This is a genomic window from Brevundimonas albigilva (genome assembly GCF_023573565.1).
Classification (GTDB): domain Bacteria; phylum Pseudomonadota; class Alphaproteobacteria; order Caulobacterales; family Caulobacteraceae; genus Brevundimonas; species Brevundimonas albigilva.
Genome location: NZ_CP097649.1, coordinates 83849 through 101895, shown reverse-complemented (window position 1 = coordinate 101895; position 18047 = coordinate 83849). Strand labels below are relative to the sequence as shown.

The following is an 18047-nucleotide window of genomic DNA, read 5'->3' as shown; positions in this document are numbered from 1 at the left end:
CCGAAACCCGCTAGATCAGGGTTTTCAGCCGATACAGGGTCTCCAGCGCCTCACGCGGGGTCAGGGCGTCCGGATCCAGATCCCGCAGCGCCGCCTCGGCCGCCGACGGTCCGCGCGGCGGCTCGGGTTCGGCGACGGCGAACAGGGGCAGATCGTCCAGGCGGGCGGCGGCGGCCTTTTCACCCTCCAGCCGCTCCAGCACCGAGCGGGCGCGCGCCACCACCGGGGCGGGGACCCCGGCCAGCTTGGCCACCTGCACGCCATAGGACCGGTCGGCCGCCCCCGGCGCCGCCTCGTGCAGGAAGACCAGTTCGCCGTTCCACTCCCGCGCGACCATCGACAGGTTGCAGACGTGGTCCAGCCGCGTCTCCAGCTGGGCCAGCTCGTGATAGTGGGTGGCGAACAGGGTGCGGGCGCGGTTGGCTTCGTGCAGGGCCTCGGCGGTGGCCCAGGCGATGGCCAGGCCGTCATAGGTCGCCGTGCCGCGCCCGATCTCGTCCAGCACGACGAAGCTGCGGTCCGTCGCCTGGGTCAGGATGGCGGCGGTCTCGACCATCTCCATCATGAAGGTGGAGCGGCCGCGCGCCAGATCGTCGCCGGCGCCGACGCGGCTGAACAGCCGGTCCACGACACCCAGCCGCATCGACCGGGCCGGCACGAAGGCGCCGGCCTGGGCCAGGATCACCAGAAGCGCGTTCTGGCGCAGGAAGGTCGACTTGCCGGCCATGTTCGGCCCGGTGACGATGGCCAGCCGGGCGCAATCGGCGCCGGACCCATCCAGCCGGGCGTTGTTGGGGGTATAGGGATCGCCCGCCGCCTTGACCGCCGCCTCGACCACCGGATGGCGCCCGGCCTCGACGGCGAAGACCAGGGTGTCGTCCACGACCGGCCGGGTCGCGCCGACCTCCTGGGCCCATTCGGCCAGGGCGGCGTGGGCGTCCAGTTCGGCCAGGGCCTCGGCGACGGCCTGCAGCGGCTGGGCCAGGCGCGCGGCCTCGCGCCGCCAGCCCTCGAACGTCTCGCCCTCGATGGCCAGGGCGCGGTGGCCCGCCTGGCTGATCCGGGCGTCCAGTTCCGACAGTTCGACGGTGGTGAACCGCACCTGGCTGGCCAGGGTCTGACGGTGGATGAAGGGACTGTCCGGCCCGGCCCGCAGCAGGCCTTCCGCCGCCTTGGCGCTGGTTTCCAGGAAATAGCCCAGCACGGCGTTGTGCTTGACCTTGAAGGCCACGCCCGCCTCGGCGGCGGCGCGCGCCTCCAGCTCGGCGATCACCTTGCGGCTGTCGTCGCGCAGGGTCCGCGCCGCATCCAGCTCCGGCCGATAGTCCGGCCGCACGAAGCCGCCGTCGCGCGCCAGGTGAGGCGGCTCCTCGACCAGCCCCTCGGCCAGGTCGATCATCAGGCGCGATATGTCCGGGCTCAGCGTCAGCCGGTCCAACGCCAGGGCGATGCGGCGCGGCTGTCCGGTCAGGGGGTCCACCTGTCCGATGAACAGGCCGGCGACGCCCTCGGCGATGGTCAGGCCGGCGCGCACGGCGGCCAGATCGCGCGGCCCCCCGCGCCCCAACGCCAGCCGCCCGACCGCGCGGGCGATGTCCGACGACGCCTTCAGCCCTTCCCGCAGATCGCGGCGCAGGGTGCGTCGTTCCAGCAGCCACTCGACCGCGTCCAGCTGTTCGTTGATCGCCAGCGGATCGCGCAGCGGCCGGGCGATCCGCTCGGCCAGCGCCCGCGCCCCGCCCGAGGTGACGGTGCGGTCGATGCAGGCCAGCAGCGATCCCTCGCGCTCGCCCCTCTGGGTGCGGTCGATCTCAAGGCTGGCGCGGGTGGCCGGGTCGATGGCCAGGAAGCCGCTTTCGCCGGACCGGCGCGGCGGCGACAGGGCCGGAACCTTGCCCGCCTGGGTCGTCTCCAGATAGGCGGCGATCAGGCCCAGGGCGGAAACCTCGGCCTCCTCGAAGGCGCCGAAACCGTCCAGGGCCGCGACGCCGTAAAGCCGCTCGACCCGCGTGCGCGCCGCCTGCGGCTCGGCGATGGCGGCCGCCAGGGCCTGGACCACGCCGCCGGAACCGTTCAGCGCGTCGCGCGTCGCCTCGTCCGAGAACATCCGGTCGGTGACCAGCACCTCGGACGGGCGGAAGGCGGCCAGGGCCGCGGCCAGGTCGTCGGGCGCGCAGGCGACGCAGTCCACCGCCCCGGACGACAGCTCCACCACCGCCACGGCCGCCCGACCGCGCCTCACGGCCGCCGCCGCCAGACGGTTGGCGCCGCGCGCGTCCAGCAGCGAATCCTCGGTCAGGGTGCCCGGCGTCACCACCCGCACCACGCCGCGCTGGACCACGGCCTTGGATCCGCGCTTCTTGGCCTCGGCGGGGTCTTCCAGCTGCTCGCAGATGGCGACCTTGTGCCCCAGGCGGATCAGCCGGGCCAGATAGCCGTCCATCGCATGGACCGGCACCCCGGCCATCGGAATGTCCTCGCCCTGGTGCTTGCCCCGCTTGGTCAGGGTGATGCCCAGGGCCGCCGCCGCGACCTCGGCGTCCGTGAAGAACAGCTCGTAGAAGTCGCCCATGCGAAAGAACAGGATGGCGTCCGGTTGGCTCGCCTTGGCCGTCAGATACTGCGCCATGAATGGCGTCGCGCCCTCCAGCGAGGCGGCGATGTCGGACGGGGGACCGGAGGGCGGGAAGGCGGGCGCGTTCATGTGGCGTCAGGGTGACGGATCGCAACGGTCGTCTCAAGCCCGATCCGCCGCTCTTGCACAGGCATCTTGGCCCTGCGATAGGCCGCGTCAGGCGGTTTAGGGAACGCGGTCGAACACCGCGGCTGTGCCCGCAACTGTAGGCGGCGAGCGTGTCGTCCGTCCGGGGTCCGCCCCGGCGCCACTGGGAAACTGGGAAGGCGAGGACGCGACGTGGAGACCCGCAAGCCAGGAGACCTGGCCGCCGACGTCGCTCGTCCGCTGTCCGGGACCAGACAGGGGCGCGGGGACTTCCGTCGCAGCGACCCGATCTTGCGCCGCCCGACCCTCCGGCCGGGCGGATCGGCTCGCACACAGGCGCCCCGCACGCAATCGCGGCGCCGATACGGGGGAACCGCCATGACGCGTTCCATGCTTCTTTCCACGGCCGCCGTCGCGGCCGCCGCCTTCGCCGCCGCGCCCGCCTGGGCGCAACCGGCAGACCAGCTGGAGGAGGTGATCGTCACCGCCACCCGCCTGCCCGCCGTCGCCGCCGACACGCCCGGCGCACGCGTCATCGACGCCGAGACCATCGAACAGCGCGGCGCGGTCTTCGCCGCCGACATCCTGGCCGACGTGCCGGGCCTGTCGGTCACGCGCACCGGCGCCTTCGGCGGCGTCGCCCAGGTGCGGATGCGCGGCGCCAATCCGGGCAAGACCCTGGTTCTGGTCGACGGCGCGCCCGTCAACGACCCGGCCGACATCAACGGCGCCTATGACTTCGGCGCCTTCGAGCTGGCCGACATCGACCGGATCGAGGTGCTCAGCGGCCCGCAGTCGTCGCTGTGGGGATCCGACGCCATCGGCGGCGTGATCGCCTTCACCACCCGCGAGGTGGACGGACTGCGCGCCGAACTGGAGGCCGGCAGCCTGGCCACCGCGCGCGGCCGCCTGTCGGTCGGGACCGCCAACGACGCCTACGCCGTCAGCGCCTATGTCTCGCAGTTCGAGACGGACGGCGTCAGCGCGGCCGACGAAGCCGACGGGAACAGCGAGCGCGACGGCCTGCGCAGCACCACCGCCGGCGGCAAGGCGCGCTACGCCTTCTCCGACACGGTGTCGGTCGACGGCTCGATCCGCTGGGCCAAGGCCCATGTCGACATCGACGGCTATCCGGCCCCCACCTACGCCCTGGGCGACACCGACGACGTGCAGGACAGCGAGCAATGGTCCGGCGTCGCCCGGCTGAGCGCCCGGGCCCTGGGCCTGTCGCACCAGTTCAGCGTCTCGGCGTCCGACATCGACCGCACCTCCTACAGCGGCGGCTTCGGCTCGACCTTCAGCGGCGACCGCCAGGTCTATCGCTGGCAGGCGGACGGCGAAACCTCGGGCGTGGCCTACGCCTTCGGCGCCGAGCGCGAGGAAGCCTCAGGCGCCCTGTCGTCGGGCGAGGCGCGCGACCTGGCGACCACCTCGGTCTTCGGCGTGGCCCAGTACGACGCCGGCCCGCTGAACCTGACCGGCGGCCTGCGCTACGACGACACCGACGACTTCGGCGCCGAGACCACCGGGCGCCTCTCGGCGGCCTACGACCTGGCCGGCGGCTTCACCCTGTCGGCGGCCTACGGCACCGGCTTCAAGGCCCCGACCGTCAGCCAGGCGGTGTGCGACTACTGCTACGCCCCCCTGCCCTGGCCCGAACTGACCGCCGAGACGGCCGACAGCGTCGAGGTCGCGCTGGGCTGGGCCTCGGCCGACGGCCGCCTGGACGGCCGCGTCACCGCCTATCGGCTGAACGTCGACGACGAGATCGCCTGGCGCGACGGCCGCTACATCAACATCGCCAAGACCGAGACGGACGGCGTCGAGGCCGAGGGCCGCGCGGCCCTGGGCGGCGGCTTCGACCTGACCCTGGCCTACGCCTGGACCGACGCCCGCGACGGGACGACCGACGCCCGCCTGCTGCGCGTGCCGGAACACGCCGGTTCGGCGACGCTGGGCTGGAGCGGGGACCGGCTGTCCGGCGCCCTGACCGTGCGCGCCGAGGGCGATATGGACGACTCGGGCGGCGTGCGCGACGGCTTCGTCACGGCGAACCTGAACGCGGCCTACGCCCTGACCGACAACGTCGTGCTGACGGCGCGGGTCGAGAACCTGGCGGACGAGCGCTATCAGCAGGTGCTGGGTTACGGAGAGCCGGGCCGAACCGGCTATCTGGGGATCAGGCTGCGCTACTGATCCGCAGCCGGGCGTCGGCGGTGAAGGCCGCCGGCGCATCCAGCGCCAGCCGCGCCCAGTCCAGGTTCGGGCACGGCGCGTGGGCCGCCGCCAGGATGGCGCGCAGTTCGGCGGCCGAGGCCACGCTGGCGACCACCATCGCCACGCCCTTCAGCGACAGGGCGTAGCCCAGGGCCGCCTGCATGGGATCGCAGCGCATCTCGGCCAGGCGCCGACGCGTGCGCGACAGGCCCTGGGCGTGGCCGGCCATCTCTGGCGGCAGATCTTCGCCCCCGGCGAACAGCAGGCCGTTCGCGAACACCGACGACAGATGGACGTCGACGCCCATGCCGGCCAGTTCGTCCAGCACCCCGTCCTGCGCCGCGCGCTGGTCCAGCAGGCTGCATCCGATCTGGACCACGTCGGGCTCCAGCCGTCGCGCCAGCAGCGCCGGCCCGTCCTCGATCGTCGCGCAAAAGCCGATGCGGCGGAACAGGCCGCGCTGCTTCAGCGCCTGCATCCGGTCCCACAGGGCGCGGCCCTCGGCCCCGGCCAGTTCGGCGGCGTTCGACACCAGCAGGGCCTCGCCGCGCGGCAGGCCCATGCGTTCCAGCGACCGGCGGGCGCGCGCCTCGACCCGGTCAAGGCCGTCGGCCAGCGGCACGGTCCGCACCGTCACCTGGAAGGGCGAGGGAAAGGGCCAGGCCTGGCCCAGCAGCCGCTCGGCGTCGCCTTCCGGCTTGGTCGCGACCAGTTTGACGCCCGCGTCGGCCCCGGTCTGCAACAGGAAGCGCATCGCCTCCTCGCGCGCGCCGGAGGGGGCGGCCATGAAGGCGCCGGGCGCGCGCTCGGGCTCGGTCACCACGGCCAGGGCCAGGCGATGGACGGGCGAGGGCGCCGAAGGGGTGGCGGGGGATGGCGTCACCCCGGGACAATGACTCGCAATGTTTAAGGGACGCTGAGCGAGACCTTGCCCAATCCTTACTTATCCACCGCCGGTCGGCGAAATCGGTGGACGATCAGGCGTCGGCGTCCGGCTGTCGGTCCGGGTGCGCGGCGGCGAAGGCCGGGTGGGCCAGGGCGCGCGCCTCCACCGCTTCCAGCGCGGGCCAGGCGGCGGTCTCGATGTTGAAGCGCCGGGCGGAATAGAGCTGCGGAATCAGGTAGCAGTCCGCCAGGGTCGGCCCGTCGCCGAAGCTGAAGCCCGCCCCGTCGCGCGCCACCAGCGCCTCCAGGGCGTCAAAGCCCGGCGCGATCCAGCGCGCGGCCCAGGCGTCGACCGTCGCCTGATCGGCCCCCAGGTCGCGCCGCAGCGAGGTCAGCACACGCAGATTGTTCAGCGGATGGATGTCGCAGCCGATCAGGGCGCTCATGGCCCGCACCGTCGCGCGATCGCCGGCGCCGCGCGGCAGCAGGGGCGGCTCGGGCCAGGTTTCCTCCAGCCATTCCAGAATGGCGGGGCTCTGGATCAGCACCCGCCCGTCGACCTCCAGCGCCGGGACCATGCCCTGGGGGTTCAGCGCCATATAATCCGGCGCCTTCTGTCGGCCCTGCCGCAGATCGTGCGCCGCCTGCCGATAGGCCACGCCCTTCAGATTCAGGGCGATGCGGACCCGGTAGCTGGCGCCGGAGCGCCAATAGCCGTGCAGGATCATCAGACGATCTCGAACTTCAGCGTCTCCAGCCCGTCAATGGTCGCCACGACCGTATCGCCGCGCACGACCGGCCCGACGCCGGACGGCGTGCCGGTGAAGATCAGGTCGCCGGCCTGGAGCGCCCACAGCTTGCCGGCCTCCTCGACGATGCGGTCGGGGTTCAGGATCATGTCGTCCAGACGGCTGGACTGGCGCACCTGCCCGTTGACGCTCAGTTCGATGCGCCCCGCCGGATCGGGCAGCGCTCCCAGGGTCACGGCGCCGCAGGGCGCGGACTGGTCGAAGCCCTTGGCCGCGTCCCACGGGCGGCCCGCCTTCTTGGCCTCGGCCTGGAGATCGCGCCGGGTAAGGTCGCAGCCGACCGCCCAGCCGACGATCCGTCCGCCCTCGCCGATGGCGGCGACCAGTTCCGCTTCGTAATGAAGGTTGTCGGTCGCCGAGGGATAGGCCGGGTTGGCCCCGTCCGTCACCAGGGCGTCGCCCGGCTTGGAAAAGAAGAACGGCGTCTGCTTGTCCGGGTCGGACCCCATCTCGCGCGCATGGGCCGCATAGTTCTGGCCGACGCACAGGATGCGCCGCACCGGCAGGCGGCGGTCGTCGCCGACGATCGGCAGGGACGGGATCGGGCGGGGCGGAAACAGCCATTGGGTCATGCCGTCTTCTAGATCGCCGCGTCGCGACTGGCGAGCCCGTCGCCATGCTGCGGCGCGGGAACCTTGACCACGCGGTGGCGTTGGCTATCGGGGTTCCCTATTCTAATGCAAAGCTTGCGAATGGAGCGCGCATCATGGCCACGACCAAGGCTCGAGAAGACATCAAGAACGACCTGAAGACCCTCAAGGAGGATCTGAAGGCGGGCGCGCGCGAGGAAACGCAGCGCCTGCGCGAAAAGGCCTCCGAGGCCGAAACCCGCCTGCGCGCCAAGAGCGACGAGGTGCGCGAGCAGGCCCGCGGCTATTACGAACAGGCCCGCGTGCGCGGACGCGAGTATTACGACGACGCCGCCGAACGTCTGGACGAGGCCCAGCGCTACGTCGTCGAGCGGGTGCAGGAGCGTCCGCTCCAGTCGACGGCCATCGCGCTCGGCGTCGGCATGGTGCTGGGCATGTTGCTGGCCGGCCGCCGCCGCTGATGTTCCGGGGGCTCATCAAGCGCGTGGTGGCGACCGCCGTGGCCGCCGCCAGCGCCTTTCTCGCCGTGGTCTTTCTGGGCCTGGCCATCTTCTATGCGCTCAGCCTGGCCATGACGCCCCTGGGCGCCGCGGCGGCGACCTTCGGCCTGTTCGCCCTGGTCGCCCTGGTGACCGCCCTGGTCTTCCTGCGCGGCGACAGCCGTGACGACGAGGACGAGGACGACGAACCCGAGGGTCTGCTGGGCAAGGTCATTCACATCGTGCGCGACCGCCCGGTGATCGGCGCCGTGGGCGGCCTGGGCGCCCTGTTCCTGCTGCTGCGCAATCCGGCCCTGGCCGCGATCGTGGCCAGCATGGTGACCGAGCGAAAACTGGACGAGCGCGGTTATCGTCGGCGGCGGCGATAGAATTTAGCCGTCTCGCGACCGGGAACGGCCCGTAAGCGGGAGCGTTGTTCCATCGAGGGAAGGGACAAGATCCCGACCTTTTGGAAACAACAACTTCAGGAGGACCGGGCCATGATTCGTTGGGCCATTATTTTCCTGGTCGTGGCCTTGGTCGCGGCCGTTCTCGGCTTCGGCGGCATCGCGAACTTCTCGTTCGAGATCGCCAAGTTCATCGCCGTGGTCGCCATCATCCTGTTCGTCATCGCGCTGGTGGCGGGCGGACTGCGCGGGCGCGGCACGCGGATATAGACCGCGTCGCCTGACGACGACAAAGGGCCGGAGCGTCAGCTCCGGCCCTTTTCTCATGCCTCGTCTCATGCCTTGGCGAGACCGGGGCTCAGACCGCCGCCTTCTCGCGTTCGCCCGGATGTTGCGGATCAGGCGCGGTGGCGGCCCGGCGGGTGTCCTGACGACGCGGCAGCCGCCAGACCTGGTGAGAGCAGAATCGCTCTCCGTCCCAGGCCAGGGCGGTGACAGTGATGGTCTTGGCGTCCCAGTCGATCTGGTTGAACCCCGGCGGCGAGCCGCGTTCGCGGTGCGACAGCGTTCCGCACCCGACCGCATAGGAGCATTTGTCGGCCAGGGGGATCGGCATGGCGAAGGGCACATGCACATGCCCGGTCATGATCAGGTCGACGCCCGCCTCGGCGAAGATCAGCGCCGCCTCGTCGCCACGCTTGACGTCGCCGGTCATCGGCGTGCCGACCATCTCGATCAGCGGGTGGTGGCAGGCCAGGACCCTCAGCGCCCCGATCGGGGCCTGACGCAGGGCCTCGGCCGCGCGCCGCGTCTGGTCCAGGTCGATCACGCCCTTGGACCAGTTGGGTCGAGCCTGAAAGCCGCGAGCGGTGACGACGCCGCGCACCATCACCGTGTCGTCGCAGAACTGGCCGTCGTGCGCCGGAAAGCCGGTCGCGGTCTCGAAGGCCCGCCACGGGTGAAACACCCGCGCCACCGCGTCCCAATAGGGCACGTCGTGATTGCCCACGATGACGAAGCGCGGCTCGGGCATGGCGCGCATCCAGTCGCGCGCGGCGGCGAACTCGGCCGGATACCCTTTCTGGGTGATGTCGCCGGTGATCAGCACCAGATCGTTGGGCGTGGCGTGGGCGTAGTCCAGGGCGGCGGCCACGGCGCGCTTGTGCTCGCACCCGAAATGAATGTCGGAAAACTGGAGAATGCGCCCCATCAGACGCTGTCCTCGGCGGCCGGCGGCTTGGGCGTCAGGGCGCGAAAGGCCTTGGGCGCGAAGCGGACCGTGGCTTCGGACTTCAGGCGGATGGTTTCGCCGTCGATGACGGCGGGGATGCGAGAGCGCGCCCAGGCGTCGATGCGCCGCGCCGGCTGGGTCGAGACCGAGGGGTCCTGGCGCCAGTCGGTGAACAGGGCCGTGGCCGCCAGTCGAAACGCCTGCATGGCGTCCAGCGGATCCATCGCCGCCGCCTCCAGGCCGACCGGCTCCTCCAGGGCGCGCGAGATCATCGGGCTGATCAGGACCAGAGCCTCGGCCCGGCGCTTGCGCCCGCCGTCCAGGCTGAAGCGCAGCCGACCGCTGAACGCCCGCTTCAGGGCCAGGCGCGCATGGCCGACGGCCTGACGCAGCTTGCCCGTGCGGATGGCCTCGCGCGCCGGCGCCCAGAGGGCGGGGGCGCCCAGGATGGCGGCGCAGTAGAAATATTCTCCGCCGACCTCTCCGCCCGAGACGTACTGCGGCTCGCCCTCCTCCAGCGCGCGTCGCAGGGCGTCCTTCCAGTCCGCCGTCCCGTACAGGGCCTTGGGCAGCATGTTCATGGTGCCGCCCGGCAGCGGCGCGATCATCGGTCCGTCAGGCTTAGCGCGCGAGGCCACGGACCGGGCGGTCCCGTCCCCCGCCAGCACGAAGATGACGTCCGGTTCCTCGGCGAAGGCCTCGGCGATCGCCGCGTCGAAGTCGCCTTCAAGCACGACGACGCGCGCCTCCAGATCATAGTCGGCCAGGATGGCCTCGGCCTCGCCGGCCGCCCTGGGCCCCACGCTGCCCGACAGAGGATTGACCAGCATCACCGCGCGCCGAAGCGGCGTGTGCGGCGTCAGGCTCGCCTTCGGCCCGGCGGCCGTCGTTCCTTCGGGCGCAATCGTATCGCTCATGAGCGCCGCAACGCCTCGCATCCGCGCCCGTTCCGCACGCCGCCAAAGAAAGCTTCGCCATATATCGGCCCCGACGTCGTGATGGCTGGGAACCGTCAAGCCCGGACCACGTTTTCGTCGTCAGGGCGAAAGCAACAGAGTTCCAGGAGAGACATCATGAAAATGGCGATTATCGCGATCGCGGGGGCCGGTCTGCTGGCCTCGGCCTGCGCCAGCGATCCCTACGGCTACAACAACGGTTCCAACCAGACGGTTCGCCAGGGCGCCATCGGCGCGGGCCTGGGCGCCGTGGCCGGCGCCATCGTCGGCAACAACGTCGGCGGCGGCAACGCCGCGACCGGCGCGCTGATCGGCGGCGCGCTCGGCGGCGCGGCGGGCGCGATCCGCGGCTCGGCCCAGGACCGCAACAACCAGCAGCGCTACCGCGACAACCAGGGCCGGTACTACTACTGCTACGACAATCGTCAGGACGAATGCTACTGGGATAACGGCCAGCGCCGTTACTGATCCCGGTCAGCGCGCCTGACGGGTGCGAAAAGACCAAGGATGGGGCGGCTCGTCGGACGACGGGCCGCCCTTTTCATGACCGAGGAGGCGGATCGATGAGAGTGATTGCGGCGGGACTGATCGGCGTGGCGCTGGCCGCGGCGGGGTGCGCGAGCCGGCCCAGCCGGGATGATCTGGTTGAGCGGACGGACTGCGCGCCGGTGCGGTTCGACATCTATTTCGCCAACGACCAGACGAGCCTGACCCCGGTGGCGCGCGAGGCGATCCGGCTGGGCGCGCAACAGGTCGCGGGCTGCGCTATCGAGCGGGTGCGGGTGCTGGGCCTGGCCGATGCGCAGGGCGGGGCCACGGCCAATCTGAACCTGTCCGAACGGCGCGCGCAAAGCGTCACCGCGGCGCTGGAGGCGGACGGCCTGCCGGTCCCGACCTTCGAGGTCCAGGCCGCGGGCGCCAGCGGCGCGACGACCCCGCAGGGCGCCAACGCCCCGATGCGCAGGCGCACGGAAGTGCTGATCGAGGCGCGCCCGCGCTGATCCGGTTCAGGTCGAGACGGCGACGATGGCGACGACGCCGCCCGCCACGGTCGCCTCGTCGTCCACGCGCTTGCCCAGCAGGGCCTGGGCCAGGGGCGAGACATAGCTGACGCAGCCCTGGGCGGGATCGGCCTGATCCTCGCCGACGATGCGCCAGGTCTGGACGCGCCCGTCCTCCCGCTCGATCGTCACCGTCCCGCCGAAACGCACCACGCCGTCGTCCGCGCCGGGCGCCACCAGTTGGGCCGAGGCCCGCCGCGCCGACCAGTAGCGCAGGTCGCGCGTCGCCCGCGCCATCGCCGTGCGGTCGCTCTCGATCGAGCCCTGGACCTGGGCGGCCGTGTAGGCGGCGCGCGCGGCGGCCAGTTCCTGTTCGATCAGGGCCAGGCCCTGTTCCGTCACCAGGTTGGGATGGGGCGAGATCGGCCGGTCGGCCAGGTCGGCCGCGGTTGCTTCCAGATCTTCCTCGCGGGTGAAGGCGACGCTCATGGTACGGAACATAGCGCCTGACGACCCTATGGCCAGCGGGGCCGTGAACGGGCAAAGCGAGGCGATGCGAGCGGACGCCCCCCAGATCGTCGTCATCGGCGCCGGCCCGGCCGGGCTGATGGCGGCCGAACGCCTGGCCGCCGGCGGCCTGACGGTCGCCGTGCACGAGCGCATGCCGTCGGTCGCCCGCAAATTCCTGATGGCCGGCCGGGGCGGGCTGAACCTGACCCATTCCGAGCCGGCGGAGGCCTTCCTGGGCCGGTACCGCGAGGGCCGCGCCCGGGTCGCGCCCTGGCTGGACGCCTTCTCTCCCGCCGACCTCGTGGCCTGGGCCGAGGGCCTGGGCCAGCCCACCTTCGTGGGCACCAGCGGCCGCATCTTTCCGCGCGCGCTGAAGGCTTCGCCCCTGCTGCGGGCCTGGCTGGCGCGCCTGTCCGAACTGGGGGTGACGATCCACACCCGCTCGACCTGGACGGGCTGGCGGGACGGCGCCCCGGCGTTCGACACGCCCGAGGGCGAACGTCGCGTGCGGCCCGACGCGACCATCCTGGCGCTGGGCGGCGCCAGCTGGCCCCGCCTGGGCTCGGATGCGGCCTGGACGCCGTGGCTGGAAGCGGCGGGGGTGACCCTGTCGCCCTTCCGTCCGGCCAATGTCGGCGCCGACATCGCCTGGTCGCCGGTGCTGCGCGACCGGTTCGCCGGCGCGCCGCTGAAGGGCATCGCCGTGCGCCACGAGCGGACGACGGTGCGGGGCGAGGCGGTGATCGCCGGCTACGGGCTGGAAGGCGGGGCGATCTACGCCCTATCGGCGGCGATCCGCGATGCGACGGCGCGCAAGGGCCGCACCGTCCTGACCCTGGACCTGAAACCCGACGTGACGGCCGAAACGCTGACCGCGCGGCTCGCGGCCCAGCCGGCCAAGGCCAGCCTGTCCAACCGCCTTCGAAAGGCGGCGGGGCTGGATCCGGCGGCGGCGGCCCTGCTGCGCGAAGCCGGCCCCCTTCCCGAGACGCCTGACGCCCTGGCCGCCCGCATCAAGGGGCTGGCCCTGACGGCGACCGGCGTGCAGGGGCTGGAGCGGGCCATATCCTCGGCGGGCGGCGTGGCGTGGGAGGCGGTCGACGACCGCCTGATGCTGAGGGCCCGGCCCGGCGTCTTCGTCGCCGGCGAGATGCTGGACTGGGAGGCGCCGACCGGCGGCTATCTGCTGCAGGCCAGCTTCGCCTCGGGCGTGGCCGCCGCCGCGGGCGTGCGCGACTGGCTGGCGGGCGCGGTCGACACGGCGGCCGCGACGGTTCAGGGTTAGGATCCCGCCCGCCTGCCGGAGACCCTATTCATGCGCCGTCTTCTGTCCGCCGCGTCCATCCTCGCCCTGTCGCTGTCCTGCAATGCGGCGCTCGCCCAGAGCCCCGCCCGGGACCCGGGCGTCGCCGCCATCGACGCCGAGCGGATGAACCAGGCGGTGCGGATCCTGGCGTCGGACGAGTTCGAGGGGCGCGGCCCGGTCTCGGCGGGCGAGGAGAAGACCGTCGAATGGCTGGCCGACCAGTTCCGCGCGGCGGGGGCCGAGGGCGGCGGGCCAGACGGTTCCTTCTTCCAGACGGCCCAGCTGTCGCGCACCCGCCAGGACGGGCCGGCGACGATTACCGCCTCGGCCGGAGGCCGCACCCTGAACTTCGAACGCGGCCCGGACGTGCTGGTCTCCAGCGACCGGCCGACCGACCACATCACCGTCGCCGACGCGCCGATCGTCTTCGTCGGCTATGGCGCGACGGCGCCCGAACGCCAGTGGAACGACTTCAAGGACGTGGACGTGCGCGGCAAGGTGATCGTCGTCCTGGTCAACGACCCGGACTTCCAGGCGCCTGACGGCGATCCGGTGGCGGGCAAGTTCGACGGCCAGGCCATGACCTTCTATGGCCGCTGGACCTACAAGTTCCAGGAGGCGGGCCGGCGCGGGGCCGCCGGCGTCCTGGTGGTGCACGAGACGGCCGGGGCGGGCTATCCCTGGTCGGTGCTGCAGAACTCCTCGGCGGCGCCCAAGTTCGACATCGTGCGGGCGAACCCCGACGCCGAGCGGGCGCCCTTCCAGGGCTGGATTCAGCGCGCCAAGGCCGAGGAATTGTTCAGGGCTGCCGGCCTGGACTTCGCCGCCCTGAAGAACGCGGCCCGCCGCGCCGACTTCCGCCCGGTCGAACTGCCCGGCGCGACGATGAGCGTCGATTTCGGCCAGATCGCCGACCGGGTCCAGACGCGCAACGTCCTGGCCCGCATCCCGGGCGCCCAGCATCCGGACGAGACGGTGATGTACGGCGCCCACTGGGACGGCTACGGCGTCGGCACGCCGGATGCGTCCGGCGACAAGATCTACAACGCCGCCGTGGACAATGCGACGGGGGTGGCGGCCCTGCTGGAGCTGGCCCACGCCTTCGCCGCCGGCCCGCGGCCCAAGCGGTCGATCGTCTTCGCCGCCTGGTCGGGCGAGGAAGCGGGCCTGCTGGGCTCGACCTACTACGCCGCCAATCCGGTCTGGCCGCTGGAGAAGACGGTCGCCAACATCAACGTCGACAGCCTGTTGCCGGGGACCGAGGTCGACCCGAACGTGGTGGTGATCGGCAAGGGCAAGAACCAACTGGACGCGGTGCTGGAACGCCATGCGAGCGCCACGGGGCGCACCCTGATCGCCGATCCGGCGCCCCAGGCCGGCGCCTTCTATCGCTCGGATCACTTCCCCCTGGCGATCCAGGGCGTGCCGGCCCTGTTCCCCGCCGCCGGCTTCACCGGGGCCAGCGCCGCCAGCCGGGACTATGTCGAGAACCGCTATCACCAGCCGTCCGACGAATGGGGCGAGACCTGGCGCATGGACGCCGCCGCGGCCGACGTGGCCCTGATCTACGCCGTGGGCCGCGACCTGGCCGATTCCGACGCCTGGCCCGAATGGAACGCCGACGCCGAGTTCGCCGGCGCCCGCGCCGCCTCGGCCGCCGAACGCCGCTAGACCGCCAGGTCGCGCACGACCGCCGCGGCCAGGTCCTGCGCCTGGCCGCGCAGGTCCGGCACGGCCGTGATCTCCCAATAGGCGCCGCGCGTCAGCGGGCCGATGGCGTAGAGGCCCGGCGTCGGTCCTCGCCGGCCGATCAGGCCGCCGATGTCGTCCACCCGCGCGCCCAGGCCCAGCGGATCGGGGGCGGCCAGCCCCTGGGCCAGAAGGTCCGCGACCAGTGGCTCGGCGCTGCGGCCGATCTCGCCCAGGGGGCCCGTGCAGTTGATCACCAGGTCGAAACGGCCGCGAATGGCCCGCCGCCGCCCGCGCGGCCGCCAGGCCGCGTGCACCCCGTCCGCCTGCAGCGCCGCAGAGGCCAGCTTGCCGGCCTGAACGGCCAGTTCGCCCGAGGCGATCATGCCGTCGACCTGACGCGCAGCGCCGGGCGACAGCCGATGGCGGTGCACGTCCCACAGGGGGCGCAGGTGGCGCAGGAAGCGGCCGCGCTGGGCCGGGGTCCAGCCGCGCCACAGCGGCCGGGCCTGATGTCTCAGCCGGTCGAACACCGCGCGCCAGTCGTGATCGCGGGTCGCGGCCCGGACCTGGGCCAGGATCGTCGCCGGGTCGCCTTCGAAATCCCCTGTGAACGGCGCCGGCGCGGCCGAGGCGTGGGCGCGGGGCAGCAGGCCGTGGCGCGACAGGGCCGTGAACCGACGCGACGGCCGCCGCAGCGCCAGGGCGCAGTCCACCATCGTCAGGCCGGCCCCGATCAGCAGGACGTCGCGCGCCGCCTCGACCCTGGCCGGGTCCAGGCTCCACGGGTTCTCGACATAGGCGCCCGAGGCCCTCAGCGCCGGATCGACGCCGCTCAGGGCGGCCGGCTCCAGATTGCCCAGGGCCAGGATCACGGCGTCGGCGTCCAGCGGCGACGCGCCCTCGATCTCCAGCCGCCAGCGGTCGCCGGCGCGCCGGATCGCCCTCGCCTCGCCGGGAACCAGGGCCAGGCGGTCCGGGGCCTCCCGCACCGCGTCCTCCAGCAGGGCGCGCAGATAGCGGCCATAGGTTCTGCGCGTGATGAAACCGTCCTGCGCCTCCCAGCGGGGCTGGTCCGCCAGCCAGTCGGCCAGGTGGCGGGGCCGATCGGGAAAGGCGCTCATATTGTCCAGCCGCACGTTCAGCAGATGCGTGGGATTGCCGGTGTCATAGGCCGCGCCGACGCCGAAGACCGGTCGGCGCTCGATCAGGCTGACCCGGGCGCGGGGGGCCAGGCGCAGCAGGTGGATGGCGCTCAGCAGGCCGCTGAAGCCGGCCCCGACGATGGCGATGTGCGCTTGTGTCACCGGCGTCTCCGTGAGGGAGACGCGATCATTCGCCGTAAAACTCTATCGCACAAGTAGGTTTTTAGTGACGGCCGCTGTGAGCGGCGCTGGCGCCTCGCCGCCCGCGGGCCGCGCGCAGATCCTGTAGGGCGGCCGGGACCAGGCTCCACGGTTCGACGCAATAGCGCACGAACAGGCGCCGGGGATCGCGCATCAGGCGATAGGCCCACTCCAGCCCCACGCGCCCGGTCCAGCGCGGCGCGGCGGCCTGGACCCCCGCCTCGTAGTCGAAGGCCGCCCCGACCGACAGGATGGCGCAGTCGGGCAGCCGCTCCAGGTTATGGACGATCCACGCCTCCTGGCGGGGCATCCCCATGCCGACGAACAGCACGTGCGGGCGGAAGGCGGCCACCTCGGCCAGGACCGCCGTAGTCTCCGCCGAACCCGGCGTCGCGTCGAAATAGCCGTGATGGGTGCGGATGTTGGCCTGGGGATGGCGCGCGCCCAGGCGCCGGGCCGCCGTCTCGCCCACGCCCGGCGCCCCGCCCACGGCCATGACCCGCCAGCCCTCGCGGTCGGCCAGGCTCCAGAAGCGGTCGCGCCAGTCCAGGTAGGTGCAGCGGTGAAACGGCCGCGCGCTGAGGCCCAGGATCCGCGCGAACCACAGCAGGGGCCGCGAGTCCACCTGTACCAGGTCGGTCGCGGCGTAGAAGGCGCGCATCTCGGCCGTTTTGCGCACCAGGTGCAGGCTGTGCAGATTGTGGTTGGCGATCACGGTGCGCCGGCCCTCGCGCACGTGGCGGGCCAGGTGCAGCAGGACCTCCTCGGGCCGCACTAGGTCGACCGACTGGCCCAGCAGGCGCACGCGCTCGTCGTCGCGCCGGGCCTGACGAAAGGCCGGGCGGGCGTGGGCGCGGCGGTCGTCCGCCGGGGTCTGGATCAGGGAATCCGCCATGGCCCCACCTTGCGCCCCCTGCCTTCAAGGCGACGTTAGCGAACAGGCCTAACACGCCTTAGCCACGCCGGATCGGCCCCTTGTCACGGAAAGCGAAAAAAGCGCCAAAACGTCTGTTGACCCCGCCGATGCTCTGCCTTAGAGGTCCGCGCCTTCCCGATGGAAACGCCGCGAGGCGGGACCGACGGGGCCCAGATGGCGGAATTGGTAGACGCGCTGGCTTCAGGTGCCAGTGGCTTAACGGCCGTGGAGGTTCGAGTCCTCTTCTGGGCACCATCTTTCGAACGGCGCCGCATCCCCGATGCGGCGCCGTTCTTGGTTTTGGCCTATCGCATCGCGCGCGGCGTGGCGCTGCTTGAGGCCGGCGTGTAAGAACCTGCCCATGACCGTCTATCTGCATCAGGGCGACCTGCCCGACGACCTTGACCTGGGGCCCGAGGTCGCCGTCGATTCCGAGACCATGGGCCTGCGCTTCGGCCGCGACCCGCTGTGCGTGGTCCAGTTGTCGGCCGGCGACGGGAACGCCCATGTCGTGCGCCTGAACCGCCCCGCCTACGACTGCCCGAACCTGAAGCGGCTGCTGGCCGACCCGAAGGTGCTCAAGATCTTTCACTTCGGCCGGTTCGACATCGGCATGTTCCAGCTGCATCTGGGCGTCGAGACCCGGCCGGTCTATTGCACCAAGATCGCCTCCAAGCTGGCGCGCACCTACACCGACCGTCACGGGCTGAAGGACGTGGTGCGCGAGACCGTCGGCGTCGACCTGTCCAAGGCCCAGCAGTCGTCCGACTGGGGCACGGCCGAGCTGACCCAGGCCCAGCTGGACTACGCCGCCTCGGACGTCCTTTATCTGCACGCGGCCAGGGCCCGACTGGACCAGATGCTGGCGCGCGAAGGGCGCACCCAGCTGGCGGCCCAGTGTTTCGACTTCCTGCCGACGCGTTCGGCGCTCGACCTTGCCGGCTGGGACGAGGTCGACATCTTCGCCCACAGCTAGGCCGCCC

Annotated in this window: 18 protein-coding genes, 1 tRNA gene and 1 riboswitch; of the genes, 10 read left to right on the top strand and 9 right to left on the bottom strand. The window is 72.1% G+C overall.

Annotated features, from left to right (window positions below):
* Positions 1 to 10: 10 nt before the first annotated feature.
* Entirely contained in the window at positions 11 to 2704 is a 2694-nt protein-coding gene (mutS, locus tag M8231_RS00565; protein WP_250202018.1) for a DNA mismatch repair protein MutS, read from the bottom strand.
* 98 nt (positions 2705 to 2802) lie between these two features.
* Positions 2803 to 2940, top strand: a riboswitch (cobalamin riboswitch).
* Positions 2941 to 3112: 172 nt separating this feature from the next.
* On the opposite strand from mutS, the gene M8231_RS00560 reads away from it, so the two are divergent.
* Entirely contained in the window at positions 3113 to 4918 is a 1806-nt protein-coding gene (locus tag M8231_RS00560) for a TonB-dependent receptor plug domain-containing protein (protein WP_250202017.1), read from the top strand.
* Here the strand turns inward: M8231_RS00560 and M8231_RS00555 are convergent.
* The 3 genes from M8231_RS00555 to M8231_RS00545 form a co-directional block, all read right to left on the bottom strand.
* Positions 4902 to 5822: an aldo/keto reductase gene (locus M8231_RS00555; RefSeq protein WP_249751647.1), complete on the bottom strand. Its 921-nt coding sequence runs from the start codon at positions 5820 to 5822 to the stop codon at positions 4902 to 4904. The two genes, M8231_RS00560 and M8231_RS00555, sit on opposite strands and share 17 nt — an antisense overlap.
* Positions 5823 to 5916: 94 nt before the next feature.
* Complete coding sequence (maiA, locus tag M8231_RS00550) at positions 5917 to 6552, bottom strand: maleylacetoacetate isomerase (protein WP_249751648.1); 636 nt, start codon at positions 6550 to 6552, stop codon at positions 5917 to 5919.
* On the bottom strand, positions 6552 to 7205 hold the full coding sequence (locus tag M8231_RS00545) for a fumarylacetoacetate hydrolase family protein (protein ID WP_249751649.1): 654 nt from the start codon (positions 7203 to 7205) through the stop codon (positions 6552 to 6554). The genes maiA and M8231_RS00545 overlap by 1 nt, the downstream gene beginning before the upstream one ends.
* 134 nt (positions 7206 to 7339) lie before the next feature.
* Between M8231_RS00545 and M8231_RS00540 the strand changes: the two genes are divergently transcribed.
* The 3 genes from M8231_RS00540 to M8231_RS00530 all read left to right on the top strand — a co-directional run bounded on the left by M8231_RS00540 (position 7340) and on the right by M8231_RS00530 (position 8379).
* Positions 7340 to 7684 (top strand): ElaB/YgaM/YqjD family protein, encoded by a 345-nt coding sequence (locus tag M8231_RS00540; protein WP_249751650.1) that lies wholly within the window; start codon positions 7340 to 7342, stop codon positions 7682 to 7684.
* On the top strand, positions 7684 to 8091 hold the full coding sequence (locus M8231_RS00535) for a hypothetical protein (protein ID WP_250202016.1): 408 nt from the start codon (positions 7684 to 7686) through the stop codon (positions 8089 to 8091). The genes M8231_RS00540 and M8231_RS00535 overlap by 1 nt, the downstream gene beginning before the upstream one ends.
* 111 nt (positions 8092 to 8202) lie before the next feature.
* Positions 8203 to 8379: a DUF1328 domain-containing protein gene (locus tag M8231_RS00530; RefSeq protein WP_249751652.1), complete on the top strand. Its 177-nt coding sequence runs from the start codon at positions 8203 to 8205 to the stop codon at positions 8377 to 8379.
* Positions 8380 to 8467: 88 nt separating this feature from the next.
* Here M8231_RS00530 and M8231_RS00525 read toward each other — a convergent pair whose 3' ends face one another.
* Both M8231_RS00525 and M8231_RS00520 read right to left on the bottom strand, forming a co-directional pair.
* Positions 8468 to 9319: a metallophosphoesterase family protein gene (locus tag M8231_RS00525; protein WP_249751653.1), complete on the bottom strand. Its 852-nt coding sequence runs from the start codon at positions 9317 to 9319 to the stop codon at positions 8468 to 8470.
* Positions 9319 to 10257 (bottom strand): diacylglycerol/lipid kinase family protein, encoded by a 939-nt coding sequence (locus tag M8231_RS00520; RefSeq protein ID WP_250202015.1) that lies wholly within the window; start codon positions 10255 to 10257, stop codon positions 9319 to 9321. Before M8231_RS00520 ends, M8231_RS00525 begins: the two co-directional genes overlap by 1 nt.
* A gap of 156 nt (positions 10258 to 10413) precedes the next feature.
* Between M8231_RS00520 and M8231_RS00515 the strand changes: the two genes are divergently transcribed.
* Together M8231_RS00515 and M8231_RS00510 are read left to right on the top strand one after the other, a co-directional pair.
* Positions 10414 to 10764 carry a YMGG-like glycine zipper-containing protein gene (locus tag M8231_RS00515; RefSeq protein WP_249751656.1) on the top strand — a complete coding sequence of 117 codons (351 nt, stop codon included), beginning with the start codon at positions 10414 to 10416 and terminating at the stop codon, positions 10762 to 10764.
* A 95-nt stretch (positions 10765 to 10859) separates the two neighbouring features.
* Entirely contained in the window at positions 10860 to 11297 is a 438-nt protein-coding gene (locus M8231_RS00510) for an OmpA family protein (protein ID WP_249751657.1), read from the top strand.
* A 6-nt stretch (positions 11298 to 11303) separates the two neighbouring features.
* On the opposite strand, the gene greA is transcribed toward M8231_RS00510, so the two are convergent.
* A complete protein-coding gene (greA, locus tag M8231_RS00505; RefSeq protein WP_249751886.1) occupies positions 11304 to 11786 on the bottom strand; it encodes a transcription elongation factor GreA in 483 nt (160 codons plus the stop codon).
* 64 nt (positions 11787 to 11850) lie between these two features.
* On the opposite strand from greA, the gene M8231_RS00500 reads away from it, so the two are divergent.
* On the top strand, positions 11851 to 13092 hold the full coding sequence (locus M8231_RS00500) for a BaiN/RdsA family NAD(P)/FAD-dependent oxidoreductase (protein ID WP_249751658.1): 1242 nt from the start codon (positions 11851 to 11853) through the stop codon (positions 13090 to 13092).
* A 30-nt stretch (positions 13093 to 13122) separates the two neighbouring features.
* On the top strand, positions 13123 to 14784 hold the full coding sequence (locus tag M8231_RS00495; protein WP_250202014.1) for a M28 family metallopeptidase: 1662 nt from the start codon (positions 13123 to 13125) through the stop codon (positions 14782 to 14784).
* Here M8231_RS00495 and M8231_RS00490 read toward each other — a convergent pair.
* Both M8231_RS00490 and M8231_RS00485 read right to left on the bottom strand, forming a co-directional pair.
* Positions 14781 to 16109, bottom strand: coding sequence for an FAD/NAD(P)-binding protein (locus M8231_RS00490; protein WP_250202013.1), 1329 nt, complete (start codon positions 16107 to 16109; stop codon positions 14781 to 14783). The genes M8231_RS00495 and M8231_RS00490 overlap by 4 nt on opposite strands.
* A gap of 61 nt (positions 16110 to 16170) precedes the next feature.
* Complete coding sequence (locus tag M8231_RS00485; protein ID WP_250202012.1) at positions 16171 to 17043, bottom strand: WecB/TagA/CpsF family glycosyltransferase; 873 nt, start codon at positions 17041 to 17043, stop codon at positions 16171 to 16173.
* Between the two features lie 189 nt (positions 17044 to 17232).
* On the opposite strand from M8231_RS00485, the gene M8231_RS00480 reads away from it, so the two are divergent.
* Positions 17233 to 17319: transfer RNA gene (locus M8231_RS00480), tRNA-Leu, on the top strand.
* Positions 17320 to 17425: 106 nt separating this feature from the next.
* Positions 17426 to 18040: a ribonuclease D gene (locus tag M8231_RS00475; RefSeq protein WP_249751662.1), complete on the top strand. Its 615-nt coding sequence runs from the start codon at positions 17426 to 17428 to the stop codon at positions 18038 to 18040.
* Positions 18041 to 18047: the final 7 nt, after the last annotated feature.